Annotated in this window: 11 protein-coding genes; all 11 read left to right on the forward strand. The window is 64.1% G+C overall.

The features are described 5' to 3' along the window. The 11 genes from C446_RS07715 to C446_RS07765 all read left to right on the forward strand — a co-directional run bounded on the left by C446_RS07715 (position 1) and on the right by C446_RS07765 (position 12,054). Entirely contained in the window at positions 1-720 is a 720-nt protein-coding gene (locus tag C446_RS07715; RefSeq protein WP_006672530.1) for an NADH-quinone oxidoreductase subunit B, read from the forward strand. After that, positions 717-2,381: an NADH-quinone oxidoreductase subunit D gene (locus C446_RS07720; RefSeq protein ID WP_006672531.1), complete on the forward strand. Its 1,665-nt coding sequence runs from the start codon at positions 717-719 to the stop codon at positions 2,379-2,381. The genes C446_RS07715 and C446_RS07720 overlap by 4 nt, the downstream gene beginning before the upstream one ends. Beyond that, on the forward strand, positions 2,378-3,472 hold the full coding sequence (locus tag C446_RS07725; RefSeq protein ID WP_006672532.1) for a complex I subunit 1/NuoH family protein: 1,095 nt from the start codon (positions 2,378-2,380) through the stop codon (positions 3,470-3,472). Before C446_RS07720 ends, C446_RS07725 begins: the two co-directional genes overlap by 4 nt. Further along, positions 3,469-3,930 carry a NuoI/complex I 23 kDa subunit family protein gene (locus C446_RS07730; RefSeq protein WP_006672533.1) on the forward strand — a complete coding sequence of 154 codons (462 nt, stop codon included), beginning with the start codon at positions 3,469-3,471 and terminating at the stop codon, positions 3,928-3,930. Before C446_RS07725 ends, C446_RS07730 begins: the two co-directional genes overlap by 4 nt. A 2-nt stretch (positions 3,931-3,932) precedes the next feature. After that, a complete protein-coding gene (locus C446_RS07735) occupies positions 3,933-4,226 on the forward strand; it encodes an NADH-quinone oxidoreductase subunit J (protein ID WP_006672534.1) in 294 nt (97 codons plus the stop codon). Beyond that, positions 4,223-4,693 (forward strand): hypothetical protein, encoded by a 471-nt coding sequence (locus C446_RS07740; RefSeq protein ID WP_006672535.1) that lies wholly within the window; start codon positions 4,223-4,225, stop codon positions 4,691-4,693. The genes C446_RS07735 and C446_RS07740 overlap by 4 nt, the downstream gene beginning before the upstream one ends. Then, complete coding sequence (gene nuoK, locus C446_RS07745; RefSeq protein ID WP_006672536.1) at positions 4,690-4,995, forward strand: NADH-quinone oxidoreductase subunit NuoK; 306 nt, start codon at positions 4,690-4,692, stop codon at positions 4,993-4,995. Before C446_RS07740 ends, nuoK begins: the two co-directional genes overlap by 4 nt. Position 4,996: 1 nt before the next feature. After that, the gene (gene nuoL, locus C446_RS07750; RefSeq protein ID WP_006672537.1) at positions 4,997-7,036 is read left to right on the forward strand and encodes an NADH-quinone oxidoreductase subunit L; all 2,040 of its coding nucleotides are present in this window, start codon (positions 4,997-4,999) and stop codon (positions 7,034-7,036) included. Beyond that, positions 7,033-8,553 (forward strand): complex I subunit 4 family protein, encoded by a 1,521-nt coding sequence (locus C446_RS07755; protein WP_006672538.1) that lies wholly within the window; start codon positions 7,033-7,035, stop codon positions 8,551-8,553. The genes nuoL and C446_RS07755 overlap by 4 nt, the downstream gene beginning before the upstream one ends. Next, entirely contained in the window at positions 8,553-10,106 is a 1,554-nt protein-coding gene (locus C446_RS07760) for an NADH-quinone oxidoreductase subunit N (protein WP_006672539.1), read from the forward strand. Before C446_RS07755 ends, C446_RS07760 begins: the two co-directional genes overlap by 1 nt. A 262-nt stretch (positions 10,107-10,368) precedes the next feature. Continuing rightward, on the forward strand, positions 10,369-12,054 hold the full coding sequence (locus C446_RS07765; RefSeq protein WP_083861088.1) for a DHH family phosphoesterase: 1,686 nt from the start codon (positions 10,369-10,371) through the stop codon (positions 12,052-12,054). The last annotated feature ends 82 nt before the right edge of the window (positions 12,055-12,136 follow it).

Here is a 12,136-nt window from a genome sequence, read left to right on the forward strand (position 1 = left end):
ATGGGTAGCGACGAACCAGAAACACAACCACGACAAGCGATACACGACAGCACAGCGCCGTCGACGGACACCCGCGACTCCCGCATCGGCGAGGGCGTCGACGACCGCTTCAACTCGAAACTTCGCGAGGCGTTCGGCGCGTCGCCGTTTATCCTCACGAAGTTCGACGAGTTCATGAACTGGGTTCGCGGGAACTCCATGTTCATGCTGCAGTTCGGAATCGCCTGCTGCAGTATCGAGATGATCCACACCTACGCGATCAAACACGACGTCGACCGCTACGGGGCCGGTGTGCCGCGAGCCTCCCCACGACAGGCCGACGTCATGATCGTTCCCGGGACGATCGTCTCGAAGTTCGGGCCGCGCATGAAACGCGTCTACGACCAGATGCCCGAACCCAAGTTCGTGGTCGGGATGGGATCGTGTACGATCTCCGGGGGCCCCTTCCAGGAAGGGTACAACGTCGTGAAAGGAGCCGAGGAGATCATCCCGATCGACATCCACGTTCCGGGCTGTCCCCCTCGTCCGGAGGCGCTGATCTACGGCATCCTCAAACTCCAGGAGCGAATCCAGAACGGGGAGTCCTCACCGGTCGTCGTCAAGCCGTACGAACTCGAGGAGTTCGGGGACCTCCCAGAGGACGAGCTCGTCCAGAAGCTAGCCGACGAGATCGACGAAGACGACCTCGTGATGCGTTACAACTGGGCTGATTCGCCATGAGCACGGGACTAGAGGAGACGTCGGACGCCGAGACAGTAGACGTCACGGAGGCAGAGCTCGAGGCACTGATCGGTGACCGCGCGCTCGCGCGAGACGAACACGAGAACGCACCCGGGTTCGTCGTCAACCCCGACGAAGTCCAGAGCGTCCTGGGGGACCTCAAAGACGAGGCCGGATACGACCACCTCTCGTGTGTCACCGCACAGCAGTACGAGGACCGGTACGAGTCGATCTACCACCTCAAAAAGTACGACGACGCGAGCGACGAGGTCAGTATCGTCGTACCGACGACCCGTGACGACCCGGTAAGCGAGAGCGCGGAACCGGTGTTCCGAACGGCGGACTGGCACGAGCGGGAGGCCTACGACCTGGTCGGTATCGAGTACGCCGATCACCCGGACCTGCGGCGCATTCTCCTGCCCGAAACCTGGCAGGGACACCCCCTCTCGGACGATTACGACCAGGACAAGCCCCAGCTCGTCACGCTGGCCGAACACGAGAACCCGCTGGCCGACGACCACCACGACGCCGAGTCGGACACGATGTTCCTGAACGTCGGTCCACACCACCCGGCGACCCACGGCGTGCTCCACGTCAAAACGGTGCTGGACGGCGAGACTATCGTCGATGTCGATCCCGACATCGGTTACCTGCACCGCTGTGAGGAGCAGATGTGCCAGCAAGGGACCTACCGCCACCAGATCATGCCCTACCCCGACCGCTGGGACTACGTCTCCTCGGGGCTGCTCAACGAGTGGGCATACGCGCGGGCGATCGAGGACCTCGCCGACATCGAGGTTCCCGAGTACGCCCAGGTCATCCGAACGATGGGGGCCGAACTCTGCCGGATCGCCTCGCATATGCTCGCGCTGGGGACCTTCGCGCTGGACGTCTACGGCGAGTTCACCGCCATCTTCCAGTACACATTCCGCGACCGCGAGGTCGTCCAGGACATCCTCGAGGACCTCACGGGCCAGCGGATGATGTTCAACTACTTCCGCGTCGGCGGCGTCGCCTGGGACCTGCCGGAACCCCGCGAGGAGTTTTTCGAGCAGACCCGGGACTTCCTCGACGAGCTCCCGGCGAAGGTCGCCGAGTACAACGACATGGTCACCTCGAACGAAATCTTCCAGACCCGGTGTATCGACACCGGCGTTCTCGAGCCCGACGTGGCCAAAGACTACGGCTGTACGGGGCCGGTCGCCCGTGGCTCCGGGGTCGACTACGATCTCCGGCGGGACGATCCGTACGGCTACTACGAGCACCTCGACTGGGACGTCGTCACCCGCGACGGCTGTGACAACTACGCACGGGTGCTCTGTCGGATGGAGGAAGTCGAGGAGTCCGCGAAGATCATCGAGCAGTGTCTCGACCTGCTCGAGGAGTGGCCCGAGGACGACCGCGAGGTACAGGCCAACGTCCCGCGGACGTTGAAGCCGGACGCCGGCAGCGAGATTTACCGTGCGGTCGAGGCGGCGAAGGGCGAACTCGGTATCTACATCCGGTCGGACGGCACCGATAAACCAGGCCGGTTCAAGATTCGGAGTCCGTGCTTCTCGAACCTGCAGGCGCTGCCGGAGATGACCGAAGGGGAGTACATTCCGGACCTGGTCGCCTCGCTCGGTAGTCTGGACATCGTGCTCGGAGAGGTGGATCGATGAATACGGCACCGACCCCACTGCAGAGCGATACGGTACTCCTCCCGGAACTGATCGGCGACCTGACCGGGATCGCCGAGTTCGGCGTCGCCGGCGAACTGCTCGCAGCGTTTATCGGTGCGTTCATCGTCGGCAGCCTGATGCTCGCGATGACCGGCATCGCCGGCCCCTGGGCCAAACGAAAGATCACGGCCGCGTTCACGGATCGAATCGCGGTCAACCATCTCGGACCGGGCGGCATTCTGGTCATCGTCGCCGACTCCGTCCGTCTGCTCTCGAAGGAGAACATCATTCCCGAAGACGCAGACCGACCGGCCTACGACCTCGCACCGATTATCATCGCCGGATCGGCGCTGCTCGGGTTCGCCGTGATCCCGATGGGAAGCGGCATCCACCTCGCCGACCCCGAAGTCGGGCTGGTGTACGTCTTCGCCGTCGCGGGGATCGCCTCGGTCGGTCTGATGATGGCCGGCTACGCCTCGGGGAACAAGTACTCGATGCTAGGTGGGCTGCGTGCGGTCGCACAGAACATCGCCTACGAAATCCCGCTTGTCGTGACCGGGATGTCGGTCGTGCTCTTTGCGGGCTCGCTCCGGATGAGCGAGATCGTCGCCGTCCAAAACGAGACGACCCTGTTTACGATCCCCGGCCTCGAGTGGGCGATTCCGGCGTGGTTCGCCCTCGTCAATCCGTTCGCGTTCGTGCTGTTCCTGATCGCGAACTTCGCCGAAGTCGGTCGGAACCCCTTCGACATGCCGGAAGCCCCGGCAGAGCTCGTCGCTGGGTACCAGACCGAGTACTCGTCGGTGTACTTCGTGTTGGTCTATCTCGGGGAGTTCCTCCACATCTTCCTCGGTGGGGCAATCATCACGACGATCTTCCTCGGTGGCCCTGCGGGGCCCGGGCCGGCGGAGCTTGGGATCGTCTGGTTCATCATCAAGATCTGGTCGGTGTTCCTGCTGACCCAGTGGCTTCGGTCGGCTATTCCACGGGTCCGGATCGACCACCTCATCGAAATCGGCTGGAAGGGCCTGCTGGTCCTTTCGTTCGCTAACCTCTTCCTGACTGCAGCAATCGTCGGGGTGATTCAATGATCGGACTACTCAAATCCATGGCAACGACGATGAAACACGCGCTGGACGGCTCCACGTTCACTGTGGAGTACCCCAAGACCGCACCCGACGTCTCACCGCGGTTCCGGGGCGTCCACAAGTGGAGCCAGGAGCGGTGTATCTGGTGTCGCCAGTGCGAGAACGTCTGTCCAAACGATACCATCCAGATCGTGATGGACGACCAGCGCAACGGGGAACAGTACAACCTCCACATCGGGCAGTGTATCTACTGTCGACTCTGTGAGGAGGTCTGTCCCACCGACGCCATCCTGCTCACCCAGAACTTCGAGTTCACCGGTGACACCAAGCAGGACCTGGTCTACAACAAAGAACAGCTGAAGTCGGTACCGTGGTACAAGGACATCGACCCGCTCGAGTCACGCGAACCCGACCGGGGCGCGTGGATCGGCGAGGGTGAAGGAGAGGTCGACTACCAGTAACAATGATGGAAACACTCGCGTTCGCGCTGTTCGCGATCGTGACTCTCGCCAGCGGTGCCGGGGTCGTGCTCCTCAAGGACCCCTGGCACGCGGCGCTCATGCTGGGCGTGGCGCTGCTGTCGGTTGCGGTCCACTACATCATGCTGGCCGCGGAGTTCGTCGCCATGATGCAGGTGCTCGTCTACGTCGGCGGCGTACTCATCCTGGTCACCTTCGCGGTGATGCTCACCCAGCGTGAGGGCTCCGACGAGGGTACCGCGACCGGTGCGAGCTCCGACGAGGTGGTACAGCGATGACGACCAAACCGGAACTCCGGCTCGGACGGACGCTCGTCCCCGGCCTGCTGGCCGTCGCTCTCTTCGGGCTAATGGCGATGATCGTCCTGAACACGTCGTTCGAGACGATGGCGGACGGGTTCGGCGTCGACTCGATCACCGCCGCCATCGGCTACGCGCTGTTCAACCTCGGGCCGCTGCAGGCCGAGGCCGGCGTCGCTGGAACGGAGCCGTTCCTCGCGGCGTTCCTGCTGATCGCGATCGTCCTCGACGCGGCGCTCGACGCCTCACTGGTCCTCGCAAAACGCGAGGAAGAAGGCGAGCCGGTCTCGGCGCTGGCGAATCAGGCTGCTGATGCTGGTACCGGTGTCGCTGTGGCTACCGGAACCGGGAACGGGACCCCGACCTCGAGCGACCGACCGGCCGTCACCGACGGACGCGGCGACGGCCGCGACGACGAGGAGTCGACGGGAGGTGAGACGCGATGAGCGTCGGTATCGAGCACTACGTCCTCCTGTCGATGGGGCTGTTCTGTATCGGCCTCTTTGGCATCCTGACGCGTCGCAACGCACTGATGTTCCTGATGTCAGTCGAGCTCATGCTGAACGCGGCCAACATCAATTTGATCGCGTTCGCGCTGTACCACGGGGACCTCACCGGACAGGTGTTCGCTCTGTTCGTGATGGCGCTTGCCGCCGCCGAGGTCGCCGTCGGGCTCGGGATCATCCTGGTGCTGTATCGCAACTTCCGTGACGTCGACGTCACGGTCCCGACGACGATGAGGTGGTAAGATGGAAGGTGTATTCAGCTACGCTCCGGCGATAGCGGCGTTCCCGCTCGTGGCGTTCGTGATCGCCCTGGCCTTCGGCAAATACATGCCGAAGAAAGGGGCGTTCGCGGGTATCTTCGCGACGCTCGGCTCACTCGTGCTGTCCGTGTTGATGCTGGTTGCCGTCGCGAGCGGCGAAGTGTATCACGAGACGCTCTACGAGTGGGCAATCGGCGAGACCCCGTCGGGAATCGGCGGGATCGAGTTCACGTTCGGCATCTTGATCGATCCGCTGTCGGCCCTGATGCTCGTGATCGTCTCGCTGATCGCCTTCCTCGTCCACGTCTTCAGCCTCGGGTACATGAACGCCGAGGGCGAGACCGGCCTGCCGCGGTATTACGCCGGTCTCGGCCTCTTTACGTTCAGCATGCTCGCGTTCGTCTTCGCGGACAACCTGCTGATGGCGTTCATGTTCTTCGAGCTGGTGGGGCTGTGTTCGTTCCTGTTGATCGGGTTCTGGTTCCGCACCCGCTCGGCTCCGTCCGCGGCGAAGAAGGCGTTCCTGGTCACCCGTTTCGGTGACTACTTCTTCCTGATCGGGGTCGTCGCGATCGCGGCGACGTTCGGCACGCTGCAGTTCGCCGGTGACGGATCGTTCGTCGCGGCCGCCGAAGCCGCCATGGACGGCACCGGCGAGGCCTGGACGCCCGCCGGAATCGGGATCGAGAGCTGGGTGACGGTCACCGGCCTCCTCGTCCTGGGCGGAGTCATCGGTAAATCCGCGCAGTTCCCGCTGCACACCTGGCTGCCCGACGCGATGGAAGGTCCGACCACCGTCTCCGCGCTCATTCACGCGGCGACGATGGTCGCGGCCGGCGTCTATCTGGTCGCCCGGATGTTCGGCTACTACGCACTGTCGCCGACTGCACTCGCGATCATCGCCTTCGTCGGCGGCTTCACTGCCCTGTTCGCGGCGACGATGGGCGTCGTCAAAGACGACATCAAGCAGGTGCTGGCGTATTCGACGATCAGCCAGTACGGCTACATGATGCTCGGTCTGGGCGTCGGCGGCTACGTCGCCGGAGTCTTCCACCTGATGAACCACGCCTTCTTCAAGGCCTTGCTGTTCCTGGGTGCCGGCTCCGTCATCGTCATCATGCACCACGAACAGGACATGTGGAAGATGGGCGGCCTGAAGGACAAGGCTCCCGTCACCTACTACACGTTCCTTGCCGGCGCGCTCGCGCTTGCGGGAATCATCCCGTTCTCGGGCTTCTGGTCCAAAGACGAGATTCTGTTCGACGCGATGATCGTCGGGCTCGAGGAGCCGGTCATCCTCGCGGCCTACGTGATGGGGCTGCTCGCAGTCTTTTTCACCGGCTTCTACACGTTCCGGATGGTCTTCCTGACCTTCCACGGTGAACCGCGGTCCGAGACTGCCGAGGACCCACATCCGGTCGGCTGGTCGATCAAGGCTCCGCTGATCGTGCTCGGCGTGCTCGCACTCGTCGCGGGCATCGCCAACCTCGCGCCGGTCGCCAAGCTTACCGGACTGGACATTACGTTCCTCCAGGGCTGGCTCGACGGCGAGTACGGTGCAGTCGAGGGACTGACCTACGGCGCGTACAGCGATCTCCTGGCCTACGAGACCGGCGTCATCGGCTCCGAGCAGCTCACGGTGTTGCTCGCCGCGGGCCTGTCGCTGCTGCTTGCCTTCTCCGGTGCCGGTCTCGCCTGGAAGCTCTACAACGTTCCCGAACCCGTTGCCCACAAGGAGCGACTCGGGAGCGTTCGCGAGACCATCGAGGCCAACTACTACCAGGACGAGTACCAGGTCTGGCTTGCGGAAGGGCTCACGCTGCCGTTTGCCCGTGCCGCCGATCGGTTCGACCAGACCGTCATCGACGGACTGGTCGACGGCGTCTCGACGGGTAGCCGATCCGCCGGCAGCCGGATGCGTCGGCTCCAGACCGGCATCGTGACCAACTACGCGGCCCTGCTGGTGGCCGGGTTCATCGCGTTACTTGTCGTCCTCGGATTCCTCGGGGGGTGGTTCCTATGATGATCGAAGCGCTCATCGCGGTCGCACTGGTCGGCGCGCTCGTGACGTTCCTCGCGCCGAATCGTATTGCCGGCAAGCTAGCGTTTGCGATCAGCCTGGTACCGGCCGCGCTGAGCCTGTGGATGTTCTCGGCGTTCGATGGTGCCGGCAACGCCTTGCTCGAGGGCGATCTCGCCTTCGAGTCCCAGGTCGAGTGGCTCCAGCTAAGCGAGTACTCGATCTCGTGGTTCGTCGGTCTCGACGGTATTAGCCTGCCGCTGGTCGTGTTGACGACGATCCTGACGACCCTCGCGATCGTGAGTTCGTGGACGCCGATCGACGAGCGTGAGTCCCAGTTCTACGGACTCTTGCTGTTCATCGAGGCGAACCTGATCGGCGTCTTCGCGGCGCTCGATTTCTTCGTCTGGTTCATCTTCTGGGAGGCCGTCCTCATTCCGATGTACCTGCTGATCGGTATCTGGGGCGGCCCACGCCGGAAGTACGCGGCGATCAAGTTCTTCGTCTACACGAACGTCGCCTCGCTTTTGATGTTCGGTGCCTTTATCGCGCTGGTGTTTGCGCTGCCGGAGGTCACGACGTTCGCACTGCCGGATGTCGCGACGGCGATGCTCAACGGCGGGCCGGAGGCGATGTTCGGCGTCGCCGGCACGACGCTGGCGTCGATCGTCTTCGTCGCGATGTTCATCGGCTTCGCGGTGAAGGTGCCGATCGTCCCGTTCCACACGTGGCTGCCCGACGCCCACGTCGAGGCACCGACCCCTGCGTCGGTGCTGCTGGCCGGTGTCCTGCTGAAGATGGGAACCTACGCACTGCTGCGATTCAACTTCACCATGTTCCCGGACCAGGTCGAAGCTTACGCCGTGCCGATCGCGGCGATCGCCGTCATCAGCGTCATCTACGGGGCCTTGCTCGCGCTGGCCCAGACGGACCTCAAACGGATCGTCGCCTACTCGTCGGTCTCGTCGATGGGCTATGTCATCCTCGGGCTGATCGCGTACACGCAGTTCGGGGTCGGCGGCGCGACCTTCCAGATGGTCTCGCACGGCCTGATCTCCGGGCTGATGTTCATGGCGGTCGGGGTCATCTACAACGCGACTCACACCCGGATGGTGACGGACATGTCCGGAATGGCAGACCGGATGCCCGTCGCGGTTGGCATCCTCGTGGCCGGTGCTTTCGGCTACATGGGGCTGCCGCTGATGAGCGGCTTCGCCGCCGAGTACTTCATCTTCTTCGGCTCGTTCGGTGCCGACTTCCCGTACGCGCCGATCTTCACGGCACTCGCGATGTTCGGCATCGTGCTGGTCGCGGGCTACCTGCTGTTTGCGATGCAGCGTGCCGTCTTCGGACCGTACAACTTAGAAACCGACTACGAGGTGAGCACGGCCCCGCTGCACGACATCGCACCGATGTTCGTGTTGCTGGGGCTGATCATCGCCCTGGGCGTCGCGCCCGATCTGATCTTCGAGATGATAACCGACGCAGTCGATCCGATCCTCGACGGAGGTGAGCTGTAATGGCGGTGTTCGACCTACCCGGCTGGACCGGGCTCGCACCGGCGCTGATCCTGGCGGCGACGGCACTCGTGTTGTTCGTCGTCGACAGCATCTCGCCACGGTCGACCAACCGCGCGGTACTGGCCGGCATCTCGGTCACCGGCGCGCTGGCGTCGCTTGCCGTCGCCGTCTGGTTTATCGCTGCCGGCGTCGGCCAGAGCGGTCTCGAGGGACTCGGCGTCATCGAGCTGTTCGACGGCGGGGCCGAGTTCGCCGGTGGCAGCCAGTTCGTCGTCGACCAGATGGCACTGTACTTCATGATCATCGTCGCCGTCGTCACCGCTCTGGTGTCGGTGGCCAGCTACGACTACATGGACGGCCACACCTATCAGGCGGAGTACTACTCCCTGATGATCCTGGCTGCGACCGGGATGTCCCTGATGGCCGCCGCCAACAGCCTCGTGACGATCTTCATCGCACTCGAGTTGGCGAGCCTGCCGTCCTACGCCCTCGTGGCGATCCTGAAGGACAACCGCGGCAGCGTCGAGGCCAGCCTGAAGTACTTCCTGATCGGTGCGCTGTCGTCGGCGATCATGGTCTACGGTATCTCACTGATCTACGGTGCGACGGGCTCGCTGCAGCTCGACGCAATCGCGAGCGAGCTCGCCGCCGCGGACGCCGACGACTACGCCTACGACGGCATCCTCGGACTCGGTATCCTGATGCTGATCGGCGGCTTCGCGTTCAAGACCGCAAGCGTCCCCTTCCACTTCTGGGCTCCCGAAGCCTACGAGGGCGCACCCGCACCGATCAGTGCCTTCCTCTCGTCGGCCTCGAAGGCCGCCGGGTTCGTGATCGCGTTCCGCGTGTTCACGACCGCCTTCCCGCTCGAGGTTACGGCTGGCCTGATCGGCATCGACTGGACCTGGGCGTTCATCATCCTCGCGATCGTCACGATGACGGTCGGGAACTTCGCGGCCGCAACCCAGGACACGGTCAAACGGATGCTCGCTTACTCGTCGATCGGTCACGCCGGGTACGCTCTGATCGGGCTGGCCGGGCTGACCGTCGACGGCGGCGAACTCGTGATGGGTGCGGCGATGATGCACCTGCTGGTCTACGGCTTCATGAACACGGGTGCGTTCCTGTTCGTCGCCCTGGCGGAGTACTGGGGCGTCGGCCGCACGTTCGAGGATTACAACGGGCTCGCGACGCAGGCACCGGTCGCCTGTTTCGCGCTCGGGATCTTCATGTTCAGCCTCGCAGGCATCCCGCCGCTGGGTGGGTTCTGGAGCAAGTACTTCCTCTTTACCGGCGCGATCGGCGTCGGGAGCACCGCGATGCTGGTCGTCGCAGCCGCGCTCGTGGTCAACAGCGCACTGTCGCTGTACTACTACTCGCGGCTGGTCAAGGCGGTCTGGATCGAAGACCCCCTCGTCGACCGTGACGCGCTGACCCAGCCGACCGGCCTCTACGCGGCGATCGTCTTCGCCGCGGTAATGACGGTCGTGTTGCTGCCGGCGTTCGGTCCGGTCTCCGAGACCGCGATCGAAGCCGCGGCCGCCGTGATCTGAGCGCCGTCTCGTCGCTTCGTTTCGCTCGGTTTCGCGGTTTCGCTGTTTCGCGGTTTCGCTGTTTCGCGGTTTCGCTGTTTCGCCGTTTCGCTGTTTCGCCGTTTTTCGGTTGGCTATTCCAGCCGTTCGTGTGGGACTCCCGCGAGCACTCGAGACCGTTGCGTTCGTCCCGATGGCTCGGTCGATCGACACCGGCGATCGAGAAACGAAGACGAACCGACGACCGGTACCTTTTCCCCCTCGGGATTACAACCCGCGACAAATGGTTTTCCGGCTCGTGCTCGGGTGCGGAACCGTCGGCCGCCACGTCGTCGAACGGCTGGCCGAGCGCGACGGCCGCGACGATCGACTGCTCGTCATCACCGACGACGAGAACCTCGTCGAAACCCTGCGAGACGAGAGCATCCCCGCTCGACACGGTGACCCGACCGACCCAGCAGTCGTCGCGAACGTCGACCCACCGGACCTGCTGTTCGTCGGCAGCGACCGCACCGACATCAACAGAACCGCACTCGAGCACGCCCGAGACCGGTTTCCCGACGCCGAAATCGTCGCCTATCTCGGTGGGAACTCCACGCTGACCGACCGGACCGACTTCGGCATGGACGCGGACCGCATCGTCGACACGACCTCCCCCATCGTCGAGACGGTACTCGATACCACCGCGGCCCCGGCTGCCGGAACGGCGATCGAACTCCGTCGTCACCTCGAGGCGATGGACGGTCGACTCGCCGTCGTCACCCACGACAACCCCGACCCCGACGCCATCGCGAGTGCGGCCGCTCTGGTCGACATCGCCGAGTCGCTGGGAGTCGAGGCGGAGGCCTGCTACTACGGAGACATTTCCCACCAGGAAAACCGGGCGATGGTGAACCTACTCGACATCGAGTTGCGGAACGTACCGTCGGACGACTCCCTCGAGGAGTTTGCGGGGTTCGCGCTCGTGGATCACTCGCGTCCGGGGGTCAACGACGGCTTGCCCAAAGACCTCCACGTCGACATCGTCATCGACCACCATCCGCCGCGGGGGCCGGTCCCTGGCGAGTTCGTCGACCTCCGGGACGGGGTCGGTGCGACCAGCACGATGTTGACCGAGTATCTCGAGCAGTTCGGCCTCGAGTTCGATTCGTCGACGGCGACGGCGCTGCTGTATGGTATTCGCGTCGACACGAACGACTTCTCTCGGGAAGTGTCGCCGGCCGACTTCGAGGCGGCGTCGATGCTTCACCCCCACGTCGACGCGTCCGTGCTGCGACAGATCGAACAGCCGACGGTCGAGGGTGACACCCTGGAAACGATCGCCCGGGCGATCAAGAACCGGACCCAACGCGGCTCGGTGGCGGTCGCAAGCGTCGGCCAGCTTTCGGACCGGGACGCCCTGCCACAGGCGGCCGATCAGTTACTCGCCATGGACGGGATCGAGACGACGCTGGTCTTTGGCTTCCGCGAGGAGATGGCGTTTCTCTCGGCCCGATCGCGGGACAACGATGTCGACCTCGGCGAGGCGCTGCGGGATGCGTTCGACCGTATCGGCAGTGCGGGCGGTCACGCCGACATGGCCGGTGCGCAACTCGAGGTCGGAGTGCTCGGACGGATCGACGACGAAGACGAGGCCGAATCGATTCTCAGCGTCGCGGAGGAAGTGATTTCGAACCGGTTCTTCGAAGCGATCCGGACGCGGCCGGGTGTGCCCTCTGGGGCCTACGACCAGACGAGCGAGTGGCTGTTCACCGTTCCCGAGGACGGCGACCGAGACCGAAGCGAGCGGGCTGCCGATGTGGGTGTCGAGCGGGAGGACGGCCCCGACTACGGCCCCGATCCCGAGGGAGTCGACGAGACCGGAACCGGGCCCCTCGGCGCTGGTCGGTACGAGGACGAAGAGAGGGAAGGGGGTAACGAAGATGACGGGGACGACGGGGACGACGGGGACGACAGAGAAAACGAGTAGCACTCGAGTACGGACAGCCGAACCGGCACCGACGATACCAACGACACGCCAGCAGCGGACGACACGCTCGAAGACGGACCGA

It is taken from the genome of Halobiforma nitratireducens JCM 10879 (assembly GCF_000337895.1).
Classification (GTDB): Archaea; Halobacteriota; Halobacteria; order Halobacteriales; family Natrialbaceae; genus Natronobacterium; species Natronobacterium nitratireducens.